This is a genomic window from Maribacter halichondriae (assembly GCF_027474825.1).
Taxonomy (GTDB): domain Bacteria; phylum Bacteroidota; class Bacteroidia; order Flavobacteriales; family Flavobacteriaceae; genus Meishania; species Meishania halichondriae.
Genome location: NZ_CP107030.1, coordinates 3738691 through 3765119 on the forward strand (window position 1 = coordinate 3738691; position 26429 = coordinate 3765119).

General features: G+C 41.4%; 17 protein-coding genes and 1 pseudogene. 6 read left to right on the forward strand and 12 right to left on the reverse strand.

Features of this window, described 5'->3' with window-relative positions:
* Window positions 1–57: 57 nt before the first annotated feature.
* The 10 genes from N8A86_RS17470 to tsaD all read right to left on the reverse strand — a co-directional run bounded on the left by N8A86_RS17470 (window position 58) and on the right by tsaD (window position 15106).
* Window positions 58–3603, reverse strand: coding sequence for a VCBS repeat-containing protein (locus N8A86_RS17470; protein WP_273566538.1), 3546 nt, complete (start codon window positions 3601–3603; stop codon window positions 58–60).
* A 148-nt stretch (window positions 3604–3751) separates the two neighbouring features.
* Window positions 3752–5491 (reverse strand): RagB/SusD family nutrient uptake outer membrane protein, encoded by a 1740-nt coding sequence (locus tag N8A86_RS17475; protein ID WP_273566539.1) that lies wholly within the window; start codon window positions 5489–5491, stop codon window positions 3752–3754.
* A 64-nt stretch (window positions 5492–5555) separates the two neighbouring features.
* Window positions 5556–8882: a SusC/RagA family TonB-linked outer membrane protein gene (locus tag N8A86_RS17480; protein ID WP_273566540.1), complete on the reverse strand. Its 3327-nt coding sequence runs from the start codon at window positions 8880–8882 to the stop codon at window positions 5556–5558.
* Between the two features lie 443 nt (window positions 8883–9325).
* Window positions 9326–9484 carry a THUMP-like domain-containing protein gene (locus tag N8A86_RS21750; protein WP_337251816.1) on the reverse strand — a complete coding sequence of 53 codons (159 nt, stop codon included), beginning with the start codon at window positions 9482–9484 and terminating at the stop codon, window positions 9326–9328.
* Window positions 9445–10509, reverse strand: coding sequence for a class I SAM-dependent methyltransferase (locus tag N8A86_RS17485; RefSeq protein WP_337251657.1), 1065 nt, complete (start codon window positions 10507–10509; stop codon window positions 9445–9447). The genes N8A86_RS21750 and N8A86_RS17485 overlap by 40 nt, the downstream gene beginning before the upstream one ends.
* 7 nt (window positions 10510–10516) lie before the next feature.
* On the reverse strand, window positions 10517–11617 hold the full coding sequence (locus tag N8A86_RS17490; RefSeq protein ID WP_273566541.1) for an AI-2E family transporter: 1101 nt from the start codon (window positions 11615–11617) through the stop codon (window positions 10517–10519).
* Window positions 11618–11620: 3 nt separating this feature from the next.
* On the reverse strand, window positions 11621–12262 hold the full coding sequence (locus tag N8A86_RS17495) for a DUF4159 domain-containing protein (protein WP_273566542.1): 642 nt from the start codon (window positions 12260–12262) through the stop codon (window positions 11621–11623).
* A gap of 166 nt (window positions 12263–12428) precedes the next feature.
* Window positions 12429–13136, reverse strand: a complete 708-nt coding sequence (locus N8A86_RS17500; RefSeq protein WP_273566543.1) for a 16S rRNA (uracil(1498)-N(3))-methyltransferase — start codon at window positions 13134–13136, stop codon at window positions 12429–12431.
* A gap of 81 nt (window positions 13137–13217) precedes the next feature.
* The gene (locus tag N8A86_RS17505) at window positions 13218–13958 is read right to left on the reverse strand and encodes a class I SAM-dependent methyltransferase (protein ID WP_273566544.1); all 741 of its coding nucleotides are present in this window, start codon (window positions 13956–13958) and stop codon (window positions 13218–13220) included.
* A 125-nt stretch (window positions 13959–14083) separates the two neighbouring features.
* The gene (gene tsaD, locus N8A86_RS17510; RefSeq protein ID WP_273566545.1) at window positions 14084–15106 is read right to left on the reverse strand and encodes a tRNA (adenosine(37)-N6)-threonylcarbamoyltransferase complex transferase subunit TsaD; all 1023 of its coding nucleotides are present in this window, start codon (window positions 15104–15106) and stop codon (window positions 14084–14086) included.
* Between the two features lie 124 nt (window positions 15107–15230).
* Here tsaD and N8A86_RS21755 point away from each other — a divergent pair, with 124 nt between their 5' ends.
* The 6 genes and pseudogenes from N8A86_RS21755 (at window position 15231) to N8A86_RS17530 (ending at window position 22957) form a co-directional block, all read left to right on the forward strand.
* On the forward strand, window positions 15231–17417 hold the full coding sequence (locus tag N8A86_RS21755; RefSeq protein ID WP_337251658.1) for an AsmA family protein: 2187 nt from the start codon (window positions 15231–15233) through the stop codon (window positions 17415–17417).
* Window positions 17414–19060, forward strand: a complete 1647-nt coding sequence (locus N8A86_RS21760; RefSeq protein WP_337251659.1) for a translocation/assembly module TamB domain-containing protein — start codon at window positions 17414–17416, stop codon at window positions 19058–19060. The genes N8A86_RS21755 and N8A86_RS21760 overlap by 4 nt, the downstream gene beginning before the upstream one ends.
* On the forward strand, window positions 19030–19650 hold the full coding sequence (locus N8A86_RS21765; protein WP_337251660.1) for a translocation/assembly module TamB domain-containing protein: 621 nt from the start codon (window positions 19030–19032) through the stop codon (window positions 19648–19650). Before N8A86_RS21760 ends, N8A86_RS21765 begins: the two co-directional genes overlap by 31 nt.
* Before the next feature lie 363 nt (window positions 19651–20013).
* A complete protein-coding gene (gene pfkA, locus N8A86_RS17520) occupies window positions 20014–21000 on the forward strand; it encodes a 6-phosphofructokinase (RefSeq protein WP_273566546.1) in 987 nt (328 codons plus the stop codon).
* Between the two features lie 23 nt (window positions 21001–21023).
* Window positions 21024–22025: a type I glyceraldehyde-3-phosphate dehydrogenase gene (gap, locus tag N8A86_RS17525; RefSeq protein ID WP_273566547.1), complete on the forward strand. Its 1002-nt coding sequence runs from the start codon at window positions 21024–21026 to the stop codon at window positions 22023–22025.
* Between the two features lie 81 nt (window positions 22026–22106).
* Window positions 22107–22957, forward strand: a pseudogene (locus N8A86_RS17530) (N-acetylglucosamine kinase).
* 109 nt (window positions 22958–23066) lie between these two features.
* On the opposite strand, the gene N8A86_RS17535 reads toward N8A86_RS17530, so the two are convergent.
* A complete protein-coding gene (locus N8A86_RS17535; RefSeq protein WP_273566548.1) occupies window positions 23067–23450 on the reverse strand; it encodes a RidA family protein in 384 nt (127 codons plus the stop codon).
* Window positions 23451–23679: 229 nt separating this feature from the next.
* Entirely contained in the window at window positions 23680–26397 is a 2718-nt protein-coding gene (locus N8A86_RS17540; RefSeq protein ID WP_273566549.1) for a putative LPS assembly protein LptD, read from the reverse strand.
* Between the last annotated feature and the right edge of the window lie 32 nt (window positions 26398–26429).

Genomic DNA, 26429 nt, shown 5'->3' on the forward strand with positions numbered 1-26429 from the left:
ACCTATAACCCCGAATGCTCGGGGCTAATCACAAAACCCTAAACAGGCTCTCAAAGGTCAGAAGCTTACTGAACGAGTTTCCCGACCGGTTACATCATAGAATTTGATTTCCGTTGCTTGAAGGGGTATATTAAAAGTTCTACTTGATTGTGAATTAAAGGTACTTCCCCATTGTGTTTCACGTACACTTTTAGAACCGTCGGTGAAGGTAATCAATGTTTTTACTTCGTTGGGTCGTAGCGTTATCGATTTGAATGGTTTGTCCCTTGTGAACTCGAAGACCCGCAAGGAATCATTGTTTTGTGAAGCAATGGTCAGCATTTTATCATCGCCAATATTGAGATGTACAAGGCTTTTTCCATCTCCAGGAACGAAAAAATGGCTTTCTTCAATAGGAAGAGTTTTAAAATTACCTTTTCCATCATTTTTTAAGGAAATGCCGATCAGGGCGTCAGCGGGCCCCTGCTGAACTTCCATTCCGAAATCGTTACCTATCAACAAAAGATCTATAGCACTGTCATCGTTCAAATACGTTGGAAGTATTCCAAAGATAGGTGCCATCTGCACTTCCAATGGTAATGGGTGAAGTTCAAACTTTCCATTTCCCAAATTTTCGACCCATGATGTACGCGTCTCGTTAAGGGTAAATTTTTGTGCATCATCTAAAAGACCATCCGAGAACATTTCTGGTAGCGTAGATTCCCCAAAAGCTCCAAAAGAATTAAACTTTTTGCGAATTCCGACATATTGTTTCGTTACATCTTGCCAAGGGTGATAGAGATATTCTTTTTTGACTCCGACACTGTCCCTCAAGTAGTATGAGATTAAAGGGTCTATAGTACCGTTCTGGTCTAAATCTTTGGCATACAACCGAACCGGTTCCTCCTGCGTTCCTTTAAAATAGGTATTTCCTCCTAAATTGCCAGCGATGTAGTCAATATCCCCATCGTTATCAATATCCGCTGCTGCTAGGCTATTCCACCATCCGTGTTTATTTTGTATTCCAGTTTCTTGGGTTACTTCGACCAACGCACCTTTGTCGTTCTTAAAAAACCGAAGGGGCATCCATTCACAGGCCAAAATAAGATCTGGCCAAGAGTCTCCGTTAAAATCGGTCCACAGGGCGTCACTTACCATTCCTGGGAATAGCAATTCACTGGAAACTTCTTTAGTAGCATCGATAAATTTGATTTCTTTGGCCGTACTTTCATTTCTCAAAATAAAAGATCGGTCGGCGGAAGGATAGGAAAAAGGCAACACCCTGCTCCCAACAAAAAGGTCTAAGTCGCCGTCATGGTCATAATCAGCTGCCTTCACTGCGGAACTATTTGCCGTGAGATTTGGCAAAGCGGTCGTATTCTCGGAAAAATTACCTTTCCCATCATTTATCATAAGAATATCTCTATAGTACTCATGATTTGCCGGATATTGTCCGCAACCCCTTGCGATATAAAGATCAAGGTCATCGTCGTTATCCGCATCGAATAATAGGGTGCCCGAATCTTCTTCCTCCAGTTTTTCGCCTTTTTTGTAGTTTACGGGGTTTTTAATAAAATCGCCAGTTCCATTTTGTAAGAACCAGGTGTCTTCAAAACCACGACTTCCGGCCACAAAAAGGTCATCTAACCCATCGCCACTTACATCACCAACGGAAAGTGAAGGCCCAAATTTAGAAAACTTATGTGGTAGCGTCGTTTGAAAATTAAAATCGATAAAATCGTGGTCCCCTGCAAAAAAGTTAAGGTCGTAAAGTTTTGAAACTTCTTTGAACAAAGGTTTTTCTTGTGATCTGCCAGCCTCCTTGGTTTTGAAAGTACTTGCCCCGTAGACAATGGTAAGTACGGTATCTATGGTAGGTTCAACAAGTCCTTGTACTTTTCCGTCAGGCCAGGTTATAGTAATGCTATCGGCTTTATGCTTCTCTCCCAGACCAAAATGTAAATAGAGTTCTGGCTGTGACAGGTAGCCACGACCTGCGAGAAGTGTTTTTTGTAGCGCGGATTCTTGGGAATGCAATGTCACTTTGGCTCCGATGGCAGCAGGATTTTCATCTGTGCCTCTAAGTTTTAATCTTAAGAAATGACTCTTTGGTTTTAATCGATCAGCATGATTTTCCAGCAAAGTAGCTGGGTCGTTTATATTATTAATGACTAGGTCAAGGTCTCCGTCATTATCAAGATCTCCATAGACGGCCCCATTGGAATAGGTGCCAAAATTAAGTCCCCATGTTGTAGTGACATCTTCAAATTCAAGCCCTCCCTTGTTTCTATAAATGAAATTCGGAATTTTTATCTCAGGTATGGCGGCAATGAGCTGTTCTTTGCTAACCAGTCGACTTGCCGTAATTCTAAAATCTCCAAAATCGCGATCTGTAACATCCTTAGGAAAACCATTGGTAATCAAAAGGTCTTGCCAACCATCGTTGTCATAATCGGCAAAAAGTGGAGCCCAGCTCCAATCAGTTTCTTTAATACCCGCAAACATTCCAATCTCACCAAATATGGGTAATTGAGTTTCGGGATTGATACCCAAGTTGTGTTGCAATGTATTTCGAGTGTATTGTTGTTCATACCGATATTTTCTGGTAAATATTTCTTTTTGATAACTACTTGGGCCTTGAAACAGTTTCTTTCGCTTATTGTAATAGGGTTGCATCTCTGAAGTAAACAAATCGAGTTGGCCGTTATTATCGACATCCGCAAGATCACTGCCCATTGAAGAAAGACTAAAGTGTTTAAATATGTCCCCGGCTCTATTGGTGAAAGTGCCATCTTGATTATTTATGTAAAGGAGGTCATTACTAAGAAAATCGTTGGCAACATAAATATCCATCCAACCGTCTTCATTAAAATCATTGATTAGGGTACTGTGGCTATACCCATGATAACGGATCCCTGCCGAATCGGAAACGTTTACAAATTTCTGTTGTTGTAAACTATCGTTCCAAGTATTTTCATATAGTTTGTCCCTGCTCTTCGAACTGCCATCATCGGTTAGCGGACTGAATTCATTGGGATTGATACCTTCAATGCGATTGACCCCTATAAAAAGGTCAAGGTCGCCGTCCATATCATAATCAAAAAATTGGGCATGTGAAGAATAGGTGCTGTCAGCTATGCCATATACCTCGGCCATTTCCTTAAAAACCGGAATATTATTTTCATCATTCCCTTTATTGATATAGAGCAGATTTTTTCTAAGGTGTGGTTGATTGCGAAATGTATTGCAGACATATAAATCTAATTTGCCGTCTGTATTGATGTCCACTATAGAAACCCCGGAGGACCACATCAAGGAGTCGGGTTTGACAATATTGGCTTCTGTGGAGATGTCATCAAAACGTAATCCACCTTTGTTAAGAAACATTTTGTTTCCAACTTGATTTCCAGCAAAAAAAATATCATCAAGACCATCACCGTTGACATCGCCCAAGGCCACACCGGCACCATTGTAGACGAATTCATTGTCTAAGATGTTGATAGAATCGTCTTCAACGAGGCGATTGTTGAAATCAAGCCCTGAAGTTTCGGAGTCGACTTTTGTAAACAGGGAAATTGGTTTTTTATCTCCGCATGTGGAAAAAACAAACAAAAGGCTTGTCAAGAAACCTAGGAATTTTATCGGGCTATTGTGCGCAATTCTCATTAAGAGCTATACCTAATTTATAAATCACAAAGATGGTTGATGGTTTTGAAAGAAACAAAAAAGAGCTGCCATTGGCAGCCCTTTTTTAGAAAATTTATGATTAATTCTAGTATCCGGGATTCTGAACTAAAACTTCAGGTCCTTGAATATCTACTTGTGTTTGCGGAATTGGATAATACTCATTTTTACCCGCAGTAAAGCTTGCGCCACCGAATTTGGTAACAAGTAGTGTTGATTCATAGGCTAAATAGTCATTCAACTCTTCAGCCGCAACACCCCATCGAACCAAATCAAAGAAACGATGGCCCTCACCTGAAAGTTCTAGCTTACGCTCAAAACGAACCGCTTCACGTGCCGATGCTTGCGATGCAAACTGAGAAGGTGGATATTCAGTAATCTCGTAATTGGCCGCAGGACCGCTACCATCATTTTCCTGTACCCAGAAAGCTGGGTTGGCAGCCCTTGCTCGAACTAGGTTGACATAGGTTCTAGCTTGTTCCAAAGAACCGGCTTCAATTTCCGCTTCAGCAGCCATCAAAAGTACATCTGCATAACGAATGATATTGTAGTTCATGGTAGCATAACCACGTGTCCAAGAACTACCATCTGTAAACGAGTTTTCTTGAGACTTGTAGTAGATGAACTTTTTGGGAGAATAAGGTCCCGCATAGGGTTGGCTACGAATCCAAGCTTTACCAGGATGCTCTATCCAATCTAAATAGGGAATTCCCCTTCTTCCAACAGACCAATCGATTCTAGGGTCCAATGGACCTGCATCCTCCGTAAAAGCGTCGTCAGATTCTACGTTGTAGTCGTTGGCTATGGGGTCACTGTTATACGATTTGTCCAACAAAGGCAATCCGCTGGCGGTTCTGAACGAATTTGTCAATTCAAAACTCGGTTGAAAGAACCCACAGCAGTTTCCTGGACCATCTGGGCCTGTGTTGTAAGGGTAGTTCAAGTCGTCAAAAGCGTTCGCATTTTGCACATTTCCAGTATTGTTAGCCGATTCAACGTCCATAACCGATTCTGCATGGTTGTCGTTTTCAGCGTTGAATATTTGTGCATAGTCTTCCAACAAAGCATATTTTATACCATTGGAGGTGGTGCCGTTTGCGATAACATCATCAAACCACGTTTTTGCCTCGGCAAACTTGCCTTGGAATAATTTCGCTTTGCCCATATATGCGGCCGCGGCCCATTTGTTTACCCGGCCGGCCCCGTTCTCACCGGGTAAGTTGTCATAGGCAAATTGAAAATCGGCCTCAATTTGACCCCATGCATCTGACGCCGTGTTGGTGATTTCGATTATCTCGCCCGCAGCTAAAGTCTCATCAAAAACCGGGATGTTGTTAAAGTGCTTTTTCAGGTCAAAGTAGAAGTGACCACGTAGCATTCTGGCTTCACCTGCTAGTCTAGATGCATCTGCTGGAAGTATATCTTCAGCAGCAGTCAAAGCGGCCAAAACTTTATTGGCTCGGTTAACGCCTTCAAAACGTCCTCTCCATAAGTTATTGATGTCTCCACTAGTCGGATCGTGCTCGTATCGCTGAAAGGGGTTGATAGCAGAGTAATCCCCTGCATCGGTACCTTTATTGGCTTCGCCACCCATAATTGAGCCCGTAATCCAGTGGTTGGGTCCTTCGAAACGGTTACCGAATACGCCGTTTAAGGCAGCGTACGTTCCAATTAAAAGCCCATCGATACCATCTTTGGTACCTACTTGGGCATCCGCAAGTGCACCTGCTGGCGCGATTTCAAGAAACTCATCGCTACATGATACGCCGACCATCAGGAAGGCCATCGCAGCAACGGCTGTTCTTTTTAAGTTATTCATTGTTTTCATAGTTTATTTTTCTATAAAGATATTAATATTTTTTGATTTAAATATCACGTTTTTGTCACAGTGCCTATAGTCCCATTTCCAATGTAAACAAATAGGAAGGCGTAATAGGGTAATTACCGGCATCTACACCAAACTCGACATCACGTCCGAAACGTGAACCGGATGCACCACCTACGTTAGGGTCTAGGCCGCTATAGTTTGTAATCGTCCAAATGTTGTTGGCCGCTAGCCCTATTTTAAATTTACTAAGGCCAAGTTTTTCCGTTAAGTCTCTAAAATCGTATGATAGTGCCAAACGTTGCAATCTTACGTAGGTACCATCTTCAACATACCAAGAGTTTCCGGCACCACTCGTACTTAGGTTCGATGCACTTTCCCATATTGGAGCTGCCGCGTTGTTGCCCAATGCCGGAGTCCAAGATTGTTTTGCATTTTGACCCTTGGCAGACCCCTCGAACGTACCGAAGAAATCGGTAAACCATTTTGATTGATTGAAAATGTCATTTCCAACCGAGGCGAACCAATAGGTTTCAAATTCTAAATTCTTGTATTGTAAATTGATAACGGCACCCCCTGTGTAGTCAGGTATCGGATTTCCGATAAAGGTTCTATCTTCAGGAGTAATGGCACCATCGCCATCAATATCAGCATATCTAAAGCGACCCAATCCTTTTCCATCTTGAGCCGGTGAACTGTCGACTTCTGCCTGACTGTTGAAATAGCCTATAACTTCATAGCCGAAGAAAGCTGCAAGAGGTTGCCCTGCCGCATTTCGGGTCGACTGTATACCACGTCTTCCGCCACCATCAAAAAATTCAATACCCGGTGCGATACTGGTAATCTCATTTTTCAAGAACGAATTGTTCAGGGTCACCTGATAGGTGAAATCTTCGGTAAAATTACCTCTTCCGATAATCTGAATATCAACCCCCTTGTTCGACATAGTCGCAAGGTTTACTGAAGGCTGTGAAGCATAGTTGCCGGTTACACCTGCCAGTTCAAGCGGAAATAACAAGTCTTTCGTATCTTTTGTCCACCAGTCTAGAATAACTTGCAATTTGTCATTGAAAAAGTTTGCGTCGAAACCTATGTTGGTAGTCGTTACGGTTTCCCATTTCGCATCGGGATTTCCGATACGACTTGCAGCAAAACCTTCATTGGCCCCACTGTTTTGACCATCTACTGGGTAGAAGGTATTTCCTCGATCCGATGCGTACAAGAAATATTGGTTGTTGGGATCAACGTTGTTCGAGTTACCCATTTCACCCCAGCCACCACGAATCTTTAAATCGGTAATAAAGTCTTGGTTCTGCATAAAGGGCTCGGCAATCACACGCCATGCACCCGAAACTGCTGGGAATACACCATATCGGTTGTTACCCCCAAAACGGGAAGAACCATCGCGACGAATAACTCCCGCTAGATAGTATCGCTCGTCAAAATTATATTGCAATTGACCAAAAATGGAAGAAAAGTTCACTCCTTTGAACTGTCCACTGTTTACAACGGGGCTTTGTACCACGCTCAAACTCTGGAAATCCAAATCAGTAGAAAATGGATTTATACCATTACCATTGATGAATCGGCCTGCACCGTCGTTGAGGGCTTCAATACCGGCCAACAAATTAATTTTGTGTTTACCGAACAATTTTTCATAGTTGGCTGTATTCGTGAAGGTCCAATTGAAGGAATAACTGCTTCCTTCTCCAAAGTTGTCACTTGCCTGAGGTTCTGAATCCCCTAGATATTTAAATCCGTAATTGACAAAGTGACCATTGTTATATCCTCCACCTAAACTAGTTCTAAGCGTTAGTCCTTCAAAGGGTTTTAATAACAAATAAATATTACCGAAACCTCCGATACTATAGTTTTGGTCAAACTTATCATTGGTCAACAACGTTCTCACGGGGTTACGAGGGTTATTGAAACCTGCGGCCCTTGTACTGGCAAAACTTCCGAAATCATCACGGACAGGAATTATCGTAGGCATACGATAAGCGGAAAGAATAACAGATTCATCATCAGCTCCACTAATACCGCCGAAGCCGCCGAAACCACCTTTGGTAGATCTATAAGTTACCTGAAAGTTTTCTCCGATGCTTAGCCAAGGCGCGATATCCCATTCGGAGTTGAATCTGGCCGTATATCTTTCAAAATCGTTTTCTAAAAGTACACCTGCTTCGGTCTGCGTAGACAAGCCCATGTAAAAACGGCCATTTTCATTACCTCCGTCAAAATTAAGGGAGAATCTTGTAATCGGAGCGACCCTTGTAATCTCTTTGTACCAGTTCGTTCCAGCTAAGTTAGGACGAATCAAGAATACATTGTCCGGATCGGCCTCGTAGTTCGCTTGTACCTCTGCTAAATTCACGGCACCTGCAGATACGCCGTTTTGACCATCGGCATGAAGAAAATCTGGAAGAACCGGCGTTGCATTGGATCCATACTGTGGGTGGGTATAGGCAACGGGCGTACCGTTGGCCACTGCATTGTTTTCATAGGCCAAGTGCGTAAACTGTGCCATTTCTTGAGGGTTCAAGTTGTTTGCTGCCCCAGCGACATTCGGGTCACGAACCCCACTTGAAACATTGATGCTTAATTTAGACTTTCTATTTCCTCTTGATCCTTGTTTTGTAGTATATACAATAACACCACTCGCTGCCCTTGCTCCATAAATGGATGCGGCTGCGGCATCTTTAAGAACCGTAGTGGTCTGAATATCATCAGGATTTAAAAAATCGGTCGATCCCACGGGAACACCATCGACAATGGCCAGTGGGGAGTTGTCTCCAAAGGTTCCAAAACCACGAACACGAATTTGACTGGTCGTACCTGGTTGACCATTGGTCAATACGGTGACACCGGCCACCCTACCTTGCAATTGCTGTTCAACGTTACCCGATGGTATCGCGGCGAGTTCTTCGGCCTTAACAATAGATACGGCTGCGGTGGTTTCACGTTTTGTCTGCGTTTGATACCCGGTAACGATCACTTCTTCTAGGGCTGCCGCATCTTCCTGAAGACTTGCATTGACGGTCGATTGTCCGCCCACGGCCACTTCTTGGGTCTGAAACCCTAAATAGCTAAAAACTAAAACCGCGTCGGCATCAACATTTAAAGTATAATTACCGTCGAAATCGGTTTGTGTACCATTGGTGGTGCCTTTGACGATTACGTTGGCGCCGGGTAGGGGGGCACCATCGGAATCGGTCACTGTACCCGATACGGTTGATTGAAATTCAGCTTCCAATGCAACTGGGGCAAAAGTTGTTTCGGTATTCGCCAATGCGAACTGAGCGCTCAGGCAAACCACCATCGACAAAAACCCTAGCTTGAGCAATACACTCTTACCTTTGGGCCTTAACGAATTGTAATCATGTTTTTGATTCATAATCCTTGTTGTTTGTTAGTTTAAATTAATCTTGATTTTGTCCGTTTTCCAACGCTTTGGCATCCCTAATGAGTGTTAAGAAAAACCAAATGAAGGTGTAATAATAACAAAATATTGTGATATAGTGTCCGTTAAAATGCACAATTTTAAAAATCAGGTTGATAATTTTAGTGAATAAAATACTTCACGTACTTAATTATAGCCCATGTTTATTGAGAAAATGATATTTTTAGATTGTGTATTTTAGGAAGTTATGAAAAGATTTAATTAACAAATAGATGCCGAAGTGTTAAGGGTTTTCCTTCATTTATTAGGCTTTAAGAACGGTTTTAAAGGCCTTAATGCGGATACGTAAAACGACTTTACCAAAAATTGACTATCGTATCAAAATGATTTCTACATTGAGAGTTTAAGAATTGAAGATAGATTTTGATTTATAGCCGTTATTTAGGGACTTTGGAACAGATAAGAACAACTTGCTCGTCACCAATGAGTCGCGTAAAAAAAAGATAGCATGCTCCTCCGTCGGAGATTTTCAACTGTTTTCTTATAACCGCGACACTTAAGGAAAAATTACGAACGGCGATATTGGCCTTTTTGATCCTAAGTTTTTTAACGTTTTTTTCGAATAGGTAACGACCTGGTCAATTTTAAATCGTCGACCGGGGAATTCAATGTACTTCTCAGACGTATAAAGATGGGTGTGTTGATGAAGTTTGTACAGTTCGTATACATGGCCTACCGATTTAAAAGCACCAGCTTTTAGAATAGCCACATTGGGTTCATATAAATAGGGTAAGGGTTCTAAGAATTTTGAAACTTCTTTCTTTTCTTTGGAAATGTTGATATTAAAGATCTCTTTTACGTCATCTTTTATATTAACGGTCTTAATTTCGGCCTCTCCCTTGAATCCTTTTTTCAGTACCCACAAAAGCTCCTTAACTTCGTTATGAAGGGCGACTACGTGGATTTCTAGAACATGCTTCAATTCTTTCAGGCCCGCCTCTATGTCAAGCAAAGGGGAGGTCTTGAGCATTAAATTGCTTGATTTTTGAAATAGAAAATCGAGATTGTCAGGTACGTTGGGTAGACAGTCCTTTAGTTTAAATACTTTTTCCTTGATATGGTTTCGACGTGATGGGTCTATATAGATCCAATCAAAGGTTCTTTTTTCTTTTTTTAGGAATTCGATTCCGTCATCTGCGATAGTCCGAATATTCTTGGCTCCTAAAACGGAAAAGTTGTATGTAGCTATTTGAGATAGTTCTTTGTCGATTTCGCAATGAACGACAGTTTCCATTTTTTTGTCGAAAAAAAAGCTATCGATTCCAAATCCACCACTTAGATCGCAAAGTGAATTTCCTGATACGATTTCCGATTTATAGACAGCGGTAGATTCTGAGGATGCCTGCTCGATATTGAGCACTTTCGGGTAGTATATTTTAGGTGTATTATACCATCTGGGAAGTTTTTTTTTACACTTGGCCTTGCTCTGAATCTGTTGGACGAGTTCTTTATTGGAAACTAGTTCAAAAATTGGTTTTTTGAACAGAACTGACACGATGTCAGCATCCATGCTTTTTTCTATAAAATTCTGTACACCAGTTTTTAATATATTTTTATTCAAAGTTTTACTATAATTTTTGTGTAATGTTCTGCACAAACTTGTTTTCGGCAAAAAATTCCTTTAAAACAACCTTGATAACTGTGTAACCGGGTACGGCAACGATCATTCCGACGACTCCGAAAAGCAAGCCCGCGATGATGATGACTAAGAAGATTTCCAACGGATGGGATTTTACACTATTCGAAAAAATAAAGGGTTGTGAAAAGAAATTATCCACCAACTGACCAATGGTCAAACCGATTAAAACATAGCCTGCTTTCGGGAGGATTACTGAACTAAAATCCATACCTAAATTACTGGTCATAGTGAGCACGATCATAACAACGCCACCAATAATCGGTCCGATATACGGTATTATATTGAAGAGTGCACATAAAAAGGCGATTACAATGGCATTTTCTATCCCTACTATGAGTAAAACTGCGGTGTAAATCACAAAGAGGATAAAAATCTGCAACAGAAGTCCCACGAAATATCTAGAAAGCAAGTTATTGATCTTATCAATCGAATTGACGGTGCCAGTTTCCTTATTTCTTGGAACAAAAGTCAAAATGCCCCGTTGAAACAATTTACTGTCCTTTAGAAAGAAAAAGGATATGAAAAGTACCGAAAACAGACCGATGCTTGCCGTGCTCAACACATCCAAAAAAGAATTCAAAAAATTGGGTATGAAACCTATATCGAGGCCTTCTAAGATGTTTTTTTCTAGGTCGGCCTCTTTAATTACCTCTTTTACGACTTCGGGCGAGGCACCGAAGTAATCGGTAATTTCACGATAGAGCGAATTCAAATTTTTCTGAAGCTCGTCGATATTAAGCAAAGAGAGATTTTTGCCTTGTTCCGTTAATAAGGGAACAAACAATGCGACAATCCCCACAAGTAATCCCACCATCAGTACCATGGTCGCTACTACGGCCAATGTGTTCGGAAATTTCGCCCTTCTTCTTAAAAAAAGCACTAGGGGCCTTCCGATAAGGGCTATGACGGCTGCTATGGCCAAATAGGCAAGAACAGATTGAATCTTGTACAAAAAATAGAGCAACAAGCCTATTCCGATGATTACGCCGACGGCCCGCAGAATACCGCTTGCTATGGTTTTTGAAGTCATTACCTATATTTTAAACGCATATGATATTATGTTAGCTCCCATTTGCAAAGCCTTTTCACGAATTTCTTGAGGGTCGTTATGGACCGAGGGGTCTTCCCAACCATCTCCTAAATCGGATTCGAAGGTAAATAATAAAACAAGCCGGTTCTCATGAAAGATACCTAGGGCCTGAGGTCGCTTTCCGTCATGTTCATGAATTTTTGGCAACCCTTCGGGAAATAAGTATTCTTGGTTGAATATGGGGTGATCGACACCCAGCTCTTCCAAATCCTTATCCGGAAAAACTTTGAGCAATTCTTTTCGCAAATAAGGCTCCATGCCGTAGTTGTCGTCGATGTGTAAAAAACCTCCTGACAATAGGTAAATTCTAAGATTTTCAGCTTCTTCACTGGAGAAAACTACATTGCCATGGCCCGTCATATGTAGAAATGGATATTGAAAGATAACAATATCGTCAACTTCAACGGTTTCAGGTTTTTCTTTGATTTTAGTGCCTATATTATCGTTACAAAATCGTATCAGATTTGGCAAAGCGGTCGGATTGGAATACCAATCGCCACCACCTTGATATTTTAGGATGGCAATTTCCTGAGCGTTGCAAAACCAAAGCATTAAAAATACAGACACAAACGTAAGCCTTCTCATAGTAAAGGGTACTAGTGGAATCAACAAATTTAGCAATTCTCAAAATGAAAAGTAATTATAACCTAGCAATAGTTTTGTGACATTGCCTTTTTGGGCCTTGTCTCAGGTTTTTTGGGAAAGAAGGAATCACGAGAAAATATTATTCAATGGGTGTCTTACACCAAAGTCAACCGTTATTTATGGTATTGACAATGGTACACGCGACGATTCCCGCAGTTTCTGTGCGCAATCGATTTTGACCCAAAGAGACAGGTACAAATCCTTTTTCATAGGCCATTTTTATTTCTTTGCGAGAAAAATCCCCTTCAGGACCAATGAGTATGGTAATATCGGTATCAGCTGCGACCCGACGCTTGAGATCAGCCTTCTCGTCATCTTCACAGTGTGCGATAAAAAGAAGTCCGGAATGTTGTTTTTCCAAAAACTGGTCATATGTCATGGCATCGTTGACTTTCGGTAAAAATGCCTGCAATGACTGTTTCATGGCCGACTGCACCACTTTTTGAATGCGTTCTTGTTTTACGGTTTTACGTTCTGAATGATCGCAAATGATGGGAGTGATCTCATTGACACCTATTTCTGTGGCTTTTTCAAGAAACCATTCAAAACGATCGTTACTTTTTGTAGGTGCCACAACCATATGAAACCAGTACCTTTCAGGGTGTTTTTTTGTTGTAGAAACAATCTGCGCTTTACACTTCTTTAAAGTGGCGTCAATAATCTCGGCTTCGAAAATATACCCTTTTCCATTTGTGATATGCAAAATGTCGCCTTCCTTTTTCCTCAGTACTTTTGTGACATGTCGACTTTCTTCGGCGTCGAAAACGAACTGTGAAATACTGGTATCGAGGGTCGCATTGTAGAAAAGCTGCATATCGGTCAAAAATAAGTATTATTTAGTTTTGACCGGATATTCTTTAGAGAGATAGTACCCGAAAGGGTTATTGAAAGGCCATTATTTTTTACAGACCACATAGAGCGCACCTTTGTTACCGTCTTTGTGGATCTTATTCCCGTTTTCGACCTCAACGATAGAAAAGCCGACTTGCTCCAATTCTTTTAAAATGGCGTTGCGTCTTACCCAATAAACACTAGGTTGGTTCTTGGCGAACAACTTCCAATTGAATTGGGTGTCGTTCAATTTTAACCATGGCAAATGGTATTTTGAAGCTTCCTCACCCCGCATCTTTCTTAAAAAATTTATTATTCTGCTTAGTATCGGATTATAAATTCTTGAATCATAATCCAAAAAAGTAAATAGGGTAGTGCTACCTTTTTTGGCGACCCGATAGGTTTCTTCAATGGATGTATGAAAAAGTTCTTTGGGAACGAAGCAGAGCACCTGTTGAATGTAGACAAGATAATCGAAGGTCTCATCCTCGAAAATAGTAAGATTCGAAGCGTCGCCAGTCTTAAATTTAGCTTTTGAACTTCTTTTGTCGGATTCTTTTTGTGCGAATTCCATCATTTCAGGAACGATGTCGAAACCGGTAACATTTTCGAAGCCCAACTGTTCTATAAAGAAGGTCAATCTTCCGCCACCGGCACCCGCCTCTACCACTGAACCCTTGGTGTCGGTAAGATATTTTTGAAGCATTAGCCTCTCTTCGGGCCAAACATCTTGACGGTAGATTGTACTATCCATCATATGTTCGGCATAGAAATCCTTGTTTAAATTGGTAACCTTATCTGACATTTGCAGTATATGTTTCAATTGCAATCAATACTTGTTATAGAGGGAGTTGAACAAGTACAGTTTTAGTAACGCTAATATATTTGAAATAGTCTTTTTTAACCGATTTTTCAAAAATTCGATAAAAATCATATTTGATAACGTGCCTTAACAGCTACGTCATATTCAGCAAATCGGCCTTGAATATATTTGAAATATCCTACGATGCCTATCATTGCGGCATTGTCGGTGCAATATTCGAATTTTGGTATAAACGTGGTCCAGCCATATTTATTTTCACCTTCTTTCAGGGCTTTTCGAATACCTGAATTTGCCGATACCCCACCTCCAATGGCGATTTGTGTCACTCCCGTTTGTTTTGCGGCCTTTCTTAATTTAGCCATCAAGATTTCAATGATGGTATATTGAATGGAGGCACAGATATCCTTGAGGTTTTCCTGTATGAAATCGGGATTCTTTTTGGTCTCTTTTTGAATAAAATATAAAATACTTGTTTTCAGTCCGCTGAAACTGAAATTCAGTCCGTCTACTTTAGGTTTTGGAAAAGGTAAGGCCATAGGATTTCCAAATTGGGCATTCTTATCTATCAAAGGACCTCCAGGATAGGGCAGTCCCAATAATTTTGCACTTTTATCAAAGGCTTCGCCTACGGCATCATCCAAGGTTTCGCCCAAAATTTCCATATTAAAATAATCATGGACTAATACGATTTGGGTGTGGCCGCCGCTGATCGTCATTGCCAAAAAAGGAAATTTCGGAGATTCGGTTTTATCGTCTCTTATAAAATGGGCCAAAATATGAGCCTGCATGTGATTTACCTCGATCAACGGAATGTTTAAACCAAGTGACAAAGACTTGGCAAAAGAGGTGCCTACCAATAACGAACCCATGAGTCCTGGCCCTCTTGTAAAAGCTATGGCCGATAACTGTTTTTTGTCGATATTTGCTATGGTCAACGCTCGGTGCACGACCGGAACGATATTCTTTTGGTGCGCCCTTGAGGCAAGTTCGGGTACAACACCCCCGAATTCCTCATGAATTTTTTGAGTAGCGACCACGTTGCTGAGCACTTCGTCGTTACATAAAACTGCCGCCGAGGTGTCGTCGCAAGAAGATTCTATGGCCAGAATATAAATAGTTTTGGAAACCATGAGGTTTGGAACAAAAATTGGTGTACGAAGTTATTCAAACTTTTTGTCTTGAATAACTTCGAATAAAGGTAAAACATAAAGCCCTATCAAAAAACTCAGAAAAATACTGGTCAGAACACTTTTGGTGTTGGTGCTGCTCTGTGTTTTGGGTACTTTGATACTTTCTCTTCCCGTTGTCCAGACTAAATTTGCCCAGTATACCACAAATCGAATAAATACGGAGTTCGGTACGAACATCAATATTGAAAAGCTTAGAGTTTCCCTGATAACCTGGGATACTTCGTTGGAAGGAGTCTACATCGAAGATTATCAAAAAGATACCCTGTTTCATATTCAAGAGTTGACCACTTCGATTCTAAGCTTAAAAAACCTGACCGGCGGAAAACTTGAATTTGGGGATATCGCAGTCGATAACTTGACCTTTAAATTAACGGATTATTCTGATAGCCTGAATTCCAATCTTGAGGTCTTTATAGATAAGCTTGATGATAACAAACCCCGAAAACCGGGTACCCCGCCCTTCTTTTTTTCATCTTCCAACGTCGATGTGGCCAATAGCAGGTTTACCTATGTCGATGAGAATCTTGAAAATCCTGAAATTTTGAATTTCAAAGACCTGAATATTTCAGCGGATAGCTTTCTGATCGTTGGTCCGGAGGTTACCGCGAATATTGATGAAATGTCATTTTTGAGTAAAAGGGACATAGCCGTAAAACAATTGGCGACACAATTCAAGTACACCAAAGAACAAATGCGATTTGATTCCCTTCAAATTAAAACACCAGAGTCGAATCTTAACGGAAACTTGGTTTTTGACTATGACCGAAAAGATTTTTCCGATTTTCTGAACAAGGTTAATATTACCGCGGATTTCCAAGAGTCGACGGTCGCGTTTGATGAAATCAATTTGCTTTACGACGAATTCGGAAAAGGCAAAAAAGTAGATTTTTCTTCCAGTATAAGTGGAGTTTTGAACGATTTGAACACGAATGACCTTCTTCTGGCATCGGATAATACAGGGATTCGAGGCGATTTTAATTTCAAAAATCTATTTTCTAAAGATGAATCGTTCATTATGGAGGCGAACATGAAAAATGTTACCTCAAGCTACTATGAACTCCGTTCCCTATTGCCGAATATTTTGGGAAAGGCCTTGCCTTCGACTTTTCAGAAATTGGGTCAATTTACGATTCGGGGCGAAGCTATCGTCACTGAAACTTCCGTTGATGCCAAGGCCAACTTGAACACGGCCTTGGGCAATAGTTATTTCGATTTGAACATGACCAACGTGAATCATATTGATAATGCTGAATATAAAGGGTTTCTTTCCCTTATCGATTTTGACCTTGGTAGTTTGGTAGAAAATAATAAAGTGGGCAGAACGACACTCGACTTCAATGTTGAAGGAAAGGGATTCGTTCAGAAAACCCTAAACACCGAGGTAATCGGGGAAGTATATTCTGTAGTTTTCAATAATTACGAGTATAAGGATATTAAAGTGTCGGGTATACTCAAAGAGCAGCTGTTCGATGGTACATTGGTCAGCAATGACGAAAACCTGAAATTTAATTTCAAGGGTCTAGCTGATTTCGGAAAAAACAGAAATGATTTCAATTTCATAGCTTCCGTTGAATATGCCGATTTAAAAAAGCTTAACTTTATTAATGACAGTGTTTCCATTTTCAAGGGGAACGTGAATATGAACGTTACGGGCAATACCCTTGATAATTTAGCGGGCGACATCAAATTTACCAAGACTGTTTTTCAGAATAAGAACGATACCTATTATTTTGAAGATTTTAAAGTCTCATCCACCTTTGAAAACGATTCGATTCGTACCATTGATATCAATTCACCTGACATCATCACGGGCTACATGAAAGGTAATTTCAAGGTCAATGAATTGGGCAAATTGGTACAGAATTCATTGGGTAGCATCTATACGAACTACAAACCCTTTGATATTTCAGATGGCCAGACCTTGGCATTTAATTTCAAGATTTATAATAAGATAGTAGACGTGTTTTTTCCAGAGGTCAAATTCGACCCCAATACCTTCATCAAAGGAAACATTGTGGCTGACGAAGGAGATTTCAAACTGAATTTCAAGTCTCCGAGCATAGTGGCTTACGGTAACTCTGCTGATAGCATCGAGGTCAGGGTCGATAACAAGAACCCGCTGTTCAACACATTCGTTTCTGTCGGAGATTTGAAGACGAAATATTACGATGTCAAAGATTTCAACCTGATTAACACGACCTTAAAGGATACACTTTTTTTCCGAACGGAGTTTAAGGGGGTAGTGCTTTGAACGACAGTTACAACTTAAACTTTTACCATACATTCAACGAAGACAACAAGTCGGTTATCGGTCTTAAAAAATCCGATGTCAGTTTCAAGGGCAATACTTGGGTCTTGAATCAAGAGGGCAACAGTAAGAACAAGGTCATCATCAACCGGACCCTTGACAGCATTTCGATACAAGAAATCGTAATGAACAATAATGTTCAAGAGCAGATTTGGTTGAACGGCCAAATGGCCGACTCGACATTCAAAGATTTACAACTACAGTTTAAGATTGTTTCCCTGAACAAAATTACACCTGCCATAGATAGTTTAAAGCTTCAGGGAGAGGTAAACGGTACTTTGAACGTTTTTCAAAAGGATGGGATTTACCTACCATCCTCAAATTTGGGGATTGAGGATTTCTCAATTAATAATATGCGAATGGGAGATTTGAATATAGGTATTGCCGGAAACCGAGATCTCACCGAATTTGTGGTAAACGCAGAAATCAGGGATAAAGGTGTTGAAAAATTTGGTGTTGCCGGAAAAATATTGAATAAAGGTGAATCGCCAGAGGCCGATTTGCTGGCCAATTTCACCAATTTCGATTTGGAACCTTTTAGTCCTTTGGGTGAAGGCGTGATTTCAAATATTCGTGGAGATCTTAACGGAAGTGCTCGAATTAAGGGCGACATCAACAATCCTGATTTTAGTGGTATTCTTACTTTGGACAATGCAGGTCTTGGCGTGCCGTATCTCAATGTAGATTATCGTTTTGCACAGAACTCACGTGTGAATCTCAGTAATAAGTCCTTTGAATTTGTAGACATAAAACTGAGTGATGTGGCGTATAATACAAGGGCGACCTTGGACGGTACCATTACGCATTCCTTTTTCAAAGACTGGGCGTTAAACTTAAATGTCGACACGAAAGGCGACCGGTTGCTGATTCTCAATACGGATTTTGAAGAAGAATCATTGTATTATGGCACGGGCTTTCTGAGGGGCCAGGGCCGAATATTCGGTTCCACAAGGGCATTGACGATTACGGCTGACGGTGAAACGGCCAGAGGCACATCACTAAAAATACCGTTGAGCGATGTAGCGACGGTAGGCGATTATGAATTTATCAATTTCATCGAGAGAAATGATGAAAAGACGGTTGAAGAACAAAGGGTCTTGGACGAGGTAGAAGGTTTGGAACTAGAGTTCAATTTGGACATTACGCCCGAGGCCGAAGTAGAAATCGTTACCGACAGAAAGACCGGAAGTTCCTTAAAAGGTACAGGTGTCGGGTTGATGAACATGAGAATTAATACGAGAGATCTGTTCGAGATTTATGGGGAGTTCGCAGTGGTAACAGGCCAATTCAACTATAAATTCGGCAATATTATAAATAAAACCTTTACTGTGGAACCGGGTGGAAGTGTATACTGGTTGGGCGACCCTTTAAAGGCACAATTGAACATGAAAGCGGTATATTCCTTAAACGCCAACCCCGCACCTTTGCTTTCAAATCCGGGCTATTCTAGAAGCATACCCACTAATGTGGTCATTAATTTGGGCAATGAACTCGAAAATCCTGATATTGAGTTCGACATCGAGTTTCCAGGAGTAACTCGATCAACCAATCCGAATTGGAATATCGGTTACAGGATCCTGCCGTAAAAGAGCGTAATGCTATTTTCCTTTTGGCCCAGGGTTCTTTCGTAAGCGATCAAAGCGGGCTGACCCAGCAAGCGGTTACCGGCAATTTATTGCAATCAGCATCGGGGATATTGAATCAAGTATTGGGCGGCAACAACGACAAATTCAATCTGGGCATCTCATATGAACAGGGCAATACCATAGAGGATTTTCAGACGGACGATAGACTTGGCGTAACGGTTTCGACCCAGATCAGTGATCGCGTACTGATCAATGGCAAGGTAGGTGTTCCCGTTGGGGGTGCCAGCGAAACGGTCATAGCTGGGGATTTCGAGGTCCAGGTACTTTTAAACGAGCAGGGCACATTAAGTGCTAAATTTTTCAGTAGGGAAAGTGAAATCCAAGAATATTTGGCAGACCGTCAGGGATCCACCCAAGGTGCAGGATTATCTTACGAAGTGGATTTCAATACCTTCCGGGAATTGTTCCGGAAAATTTTCGCCAATAGAAAAAAAGATGATATAGAGGTGCCCGAACCGACCGCTTCACCTGCTTCCGTAATGGGTAAGGATAGCCTCATTCGTTTTTCGCAAAGAACAAAAGGCCTTTGATCAATTAAATTCCCCGAGGCTATGCCTCGGGTTTGGCATTCAGATAACGACCTCTTCAGGAATCAAGAGCCAAGAACCTAGAGTCAAGACAAAAGGGTCTTGTTTCTTGATTCTTGTAGCCTGCCCCGCTGTTCAAACGGTCGCAGCGGTCTTCCCCGAAGTTTCGGGGCTCATACCTCGATGGCTCTGCCTCTAGGCAGTTCATTATTTTGCCACTAAAAGCTTCTTATTTGTTAGATTATTTCTTTTGAAACCCTTGTACATGGCCGAAATCGTTTGAGAAGATAAAAGCCAATGAATTATAGGGTTTAACTGTTCTTTAATTCAATTTAGTTTGCTAATTTTGCTAGCTTAAAATTTTCGATGGCTTCAGCAATAAAAAAGATAGGTGTTTTTACTTCGGGAGGTGATTCCCCGGGTATGAATGCCGCGATTCGTTCCGTTGTTCGTACTTGTGCTTACATGAAAGTAGATTGCGTGGGCATTTTTCGAGGGTATCAGGGCATGATCGAAGGTGACTTTAAACCGATGGATGCCCGAAGCGTGAACAATATCATCAATAAAGGCGGTACCATATTAAAATCTGCCCGGTGCGATGATTTTAGGACTCCCGAAGGCAGAAAGATGGCTCATGAACAACTAAAGGCCGAAGGTATAGATGCTTTTGTTGTAATCGGCGGTGATGGCAGTTTTACGGGTGCAATGATTTTTAATCAAGAATTTGGTTTTCCGGTAATCGGTATTCCAGGAACTATTGACAACGATATCTTTGGAACTTCATTTACCTTAGGTTTTGATACTGCCCTAAATACCGTGGTCGATTGTATCGATAAGATACGCGACACGGCCAGTTCGCATAACCGATTGTTCTTTGTTGAGGTCATGGGGCGCGATGTGGGGCATATTGCCTTGAATGCCGGTGTTGGTGCGGGAGCTGAGGAAATTTTGATTCCTGAAGAAGATAGGGGACTAGATCGTCTGTTGGAATCCTTAAAGCGAAGTAAGCTCTCTGGAAAATCATCAAGTATCGTTGTTGTGGCCGAAGGCGATAAAACGGGTAAGAACGTTTTTGAACTAAAGGACTATGTAGAAAAACATTTGCCGATTTATGATGTGCGAGTCTCTGTGCTGGGCCATATGCAACGTGGTGGTGCGCCATCTTGTTACGATAGGGTCTTAGCCAGTAGAATGGGGGTAAGGGCCGTAGAGGCACTTCTGGAAGGCAAAACGAATCTCATGGTCGGTGTGAGAGACAATAAACTGATTTTGACCCCGATCGACAAAGCAATAAAAGGACAATCTAAAATGGATAAGGAACTCATTCGGGTTTCAGAGATAATGACAACATAATTATAATTTAAAAGAGAATAACAATGTCAAACTTAAAAATTGGAATAAACGGATTTGGTAGAATTGGAAGATTGGTTTTCCGAACTTCAGTAAAGAGGGGTGATGTCGATGTAGTTGCCATAAACGATTTGTTGGATGTAGAGCACTTGGCCTATCTTCTTAAATACGACTCCGTACACGGCAAGTTTGACGGAACCATCGATGTGAAAGACGGTCATCTGATCGTGAACGGCAAAACCGTAAGAATCACGGCCGAAAGAGACCCTAAAAATATTAAATGGGATGCCGTAGGTGCTGAAATCGTTGCAGAATGTACCGGTATTTTTACGACACTTGAAACTGCCCAATATCATATTGACGGTGGAGCCAAGAAAGTTGTGATTTCTGCACCCTCAAAAGATGCCCCGATGTTCGTGATGGGTGTGAACCATAAAAATGTTAAAGCATCCGATACTATTGTATCAAATGCATCTTGTACCACGAATTGCCTGGCGCCAATGGCCAAAGTATTGAACGATGCTTTCGGCATTGAAGAGGCTCTTATGACTACCGTACATGCAACGACCGCCACACAAATGACCGTTGACGGGCCTAGCAAAAAAGATTGGCGCGGTGGACGTAGTGCCATGTTGAATATCATCCCAGCTTCAACTGGGGCCGCCGTAGCAGTAACTAAGGTAATTCCTGAATTGAAAGGGAAGCTTACGGGAATGGCATTTAGAGTACCTACCGCTGATGTTTCCGTAGTCGATTTGACCGTCCGTCTTGAAAAAGAAACTTCCTATGAGGAGATAAAAAAAGCGTTTAAATCTGCTTCCGAAGGCGAATTAAAGGGAATTTTAGGATATACGGAAGAAGCCGTAGTATCTCAAGACTTCGTAAGTGATCCACGAACAAGTATTTTTGATGCCGGGGCAGGAATTGAATTGAACTCCAAATTTTACAAGTTGATCAACTGGTATGATAACGAGGCTGGTTTCTCGAACAAGATGGTCGATTTGGTTCAGCATGTTGCCAGCTTGTAATTTTCCGAAAAAGAGTAGTAATCAGTTTTCCTGAAAGTTTGAAATGGTCATTCTTTCAGGATAATTTTTTGAGTGAGGCATATGATATTAATAGTAGATAGTGGTGCGACCAAAGCTGATTGGATTGCCCTTGACAAAAAAGGCGAACAATTATTCTTGACGCAAACGCTGGGTTTAAGCCCTGAAGTATTGACGAAAGAGGTCATTGAAGACCGGTTGGCCAACAATTTTGAACTTTCGAAAAATCGGGATAAAGTATCCCATCTCTTTTTTATGGCGCAGGCTGCGGTACGGAACGTATGCGAAAGTTTCTTAAAAAGATATTCAAGGAATTTTTCCCCAAGGCCAAAGCCGATGTTCGGGAAGATACTTATGCTGCAATTTATTCGACAACGAAAGTAGGCCATCAAGGCATCGTATGTATTTTAGGAACAGGGTCCAATTGTAGTTATTACGATGGACACCAACTCTTTCAAAAAGTGGTTTCCTTAGGCTATATTCCCATGGATGATGGTAGCGGTAATTTTTTCGGAAGAAAATTGATCCGAGACTACTACTATCATAAAATGCCGCAAGATTTGGCCATAAAATTTGAGAACGGTTATAATCTAGACGCCGATGTCATAAAGGAAAATCTGTACAAGCAGCCAAACCCAAACACCTATTTGGCTACTTTCGCAAGGTTTTTGGTAGAAAACAAAGAACACCCATATTGCAAAGGGGTTATTGACAAAGGCTTTCAACAGTTTATCAATAACCATGTCATGCAGTTTGAACTCGCCACCAAGGTACCCATTCATTTTGTGGGGAGCATCGCGTATTTTCTAAAGGATGAACTAACGGCCGTATTAGAGCGGAACGACCTCGTCCCTGGAGTCATAAGACAAAGACCTATCGATGGTTTGGTAGAATTTCACAAACAGACCATTTGAAGACTTTCCGTATGCAGTGAACGGTAGGTAATTCGTATGATAGGAGTTTTGTTGAAAATAATGTTGACTCCTCGTGCCGTATACTGCTACTGCAACGGCAAACCACGAACTAACCCTTCACGGCAATCATCGAGATTTCTACGTTGACGAATTTTGGAAGATTGGCCACTTCAACGGTTTCCCGTGCAGGTGCTGTCTCCGAATCAAAATAGGTGCCGTACACTTCGTTCACTTGCGTGAATTGATTCATGTCACTTAAAAAAATGGAAGCTTTTACCACGTTCTCAAAAGTCATACCCGCTTCGGATAGAATTGCCCTTAAGTTTTCCATAGATTGTCTGGTTTCCTTTTTGATATCATTTTCGACAAGATTTCCTGTTTTGGGGTCTATGGGAATCTGTCCTGAAATATATAAGGTGTTTCCGCTTAAAACCGCCTGATTATAAGGCCCGATAGGGGCTGGGGCATTTGTAGTATTGATAATTTTTTTCATCTGTTCAAATTTTATTATTTTTTAAAGGTCAGATGTAATTCGCCATTGAACATCTTGGTTAGTATCAAGAATTGTTATGGCTCATTTCATAGAGATACTATTTTTATCATTTTCTAAACTTGATTTTTTGGTTTCAAAATAAATGCATGCGTTTTGAACTCTCCCTCTTATCTCAACCTTCTTTGTACTTCGAACCTCCAACCTCGTACTTCAGACCTCGTACCTTTTTTTACCTTCTTGGGGGTTGACTTCGATTTTCCCATTTAAGGTCACTAAGAATCGAACTTTTTATCCCGATAAAGAAATACCAGCGTTCGTATCTCCCAAAGGGCGACCAATTGAATCGCATGGTAAAACTTTTCAAGTCCCTTTCAAATCTTAACTGGGTCAACGTAAAGCCGTTGTTCTTAAAATCGTAACCCGATGAGCCACCGACTTTCCATCTAGGTGACAGTTCAATATCACCAGAAAACATGAGCGAATGGCTACTGAACTCATTTTGCCTCGCAGAATTGGAATAACTCGCGGAATACGCCAATCTGAAATTCCAAGGTATTTTCGTGCCCCAAGCGGGGTTTTCAACATCCTGAGACTTTTTATCACGGTCTTGATCATTTCTTTGTGTATTGTAGAAGTCATCCGCTTTTCCGAAAAGGTCGTCGTCACGCCCACCGCTTTGGGCCACATAATCGAATTCATCCGATTCTTCTTCCTCTTCTTTCTTTTTGCCAAAAGTTTCGCTGTCGATGGAATACCCTACATTGACATTGGCCCTAGTAAGCCTAAAGAGGCTTCCACCGTTGTCAATATTGAAGGTGTTGATTCTTCTGCCATTATTGTCAATGGCATAGGGATCGAGCGCCGCCGAAAAGTTAATCGACATTTTTTTGTTAAGTATACTCGTGCCCCCGTTGATGCTTAAAGGGCTTAACTTCAGTGAATCGGCCTCGAGATTGTAGCCAGTAGATATATTGAAGTTGCTTAAAATAGGGACTTTTTTGGCCTCCGTTGCGGTTGAATCCTTATCGCGCACTTTGGCTTCCAAAGTATTGGCCAACGAAAAACTAAGACTGTTCGATTTTCCTAAACTGGGCGACCCGTTTAAGGTACCCTCAAATCGACTATATTGCACCACTTCACCGTTGGCATCAATATATTCGTCATAGAACTGTTCAAAAGATGGTGCATAGCCGTAACTTAGACTAGGGCGCATCACATGTCGTATGGCCTGAATTTTTTTATCCTCCCCAAAATTAAAGGTTCCATATACTGTCGTTCCGACACTTGCGCTGAAGTTGTATTTATTGAAACGGTCAAAACCTTTGATGGTGTCGCGCACCACGGTACCATTTTCGCCCACTGTGGCATCGAATCGCCTCCGAAAAGTTTCCAAGGTCCATACATCTTCATAGCTTCCGCCCATGGTCACACTGAAAAATTTAGCAACTTTAAAATTCGTACTAATGGGGATGCGATGCCTAGCACCGACTCTCGCTCCATCGAACATACGGCCGGTCAAGAAATCCTCATCATTGGTCTTTAGTCTATTCTGGGCATTGACATCGTACTGAAAGTTGATATTTTGAATGAATCCCTTTTTGATGCCATCCCTCTTTGCAAAAGGAAAAATACGTTCCATGCTGGCCTGAAAGGTGGGCAAAGTCATATCTATATTATCTTCAGGGGCGTTGTCGCTTGTATTTTGGCTATGTGTCATCGTAAGGCTCGTATTGACGGACGGGTAGGCAGGAAAGGTCTTTGAGTACGATATCGACGAACTAAGCGTGTTGTTTTGGGTATTCGGTAGATTTTGTTGCAAGAGCGAATTTTGATAGTACGAACTACTTCCTAAATTAACCGAGGCCGAAAACCTTGAATTCGGGCTGGCCTTTGTGTCTTGCGAATGTGCCATCTGCAGGTTCCAAATAGTATTCCTGCTATAATCATCAAAACCTTTTTGACTTGTTACCAGGTTTTCATATCTAAAATTGACATTGCCACGATATTTATATCGTTTGACATAAACCGATTGGGTTCGAAAACCGTAGCTACCATTCGTGTAGAAGTCTCCGGTAAGGGTCAGATCGGCATATTCTCCGATGGGGAGATAATATCCGCCCTGCTGTAAAAAATACCCACGGTTTGGGTCGTTGCCAAAAGTAGGTATCATGAGCCCCGCGGTTCTGCCCACAGAAAGCGGGAAATAGGCGAACGGTAGCCCGATTGGGGTGGGTACATCGGCAATGTATAAGTTGCTGACCCCTGCAATCACCTTCTTTTTTGGTACAAATTTGGCCTTTCGAACCCGAATGTAGTAATCAGGATTTATAGTATCGGTCGAGGTAGTCAACTTGCCCTCGCTCAAAAAATAGACCGAGTCGTTCTCTTTTTTCGTGATTTCGGCATATACCTTCATATTGTCACCACCTAATTGGCCCAACCCCGCTTGTTGCTCGGTTCGCGAGTTCCAGATTAATGCTTTTTGGGTATCGAAATTGAAACGTATGGAGTCGGGTATCACCTCGTTGTCGGCCTGTTTGAAAAAGGGCAATTGTGAATAATTTCCTAAGGAATCCTTAAGACGTCCTGCATAGACTTCGTTCTTTACGTAGTCCATAATAATGATGCCGGCCTTTAATTCGGTATCTTGATAATAGATTTCCGCTTCATTGTACAAATATATCTTCTGGTCTTTTTGGCTCAGTTTTACAGAATCTTTGGCCTTATACCTTATTTTACCAAGAAGCAGTGAGGGGCGGCTGTTCAAAGAATCGATCTGAGTGCTATCCGTTTCGACCGTATCACGCTGCTGTACGGGAAAAAGCGGGGCTACAATCGAATCTTTTTGTGCTTTTATAGGTAGGGTAACTATTTTATCTTCTTGGGAAGAAAGTACGTTCACAAATAGGAGCAATAGGAAAAGTAAAAGATGTTTGTTTGATTGCAAAGCTAGATATCCTATTTTTGTAAAGGTTTGGC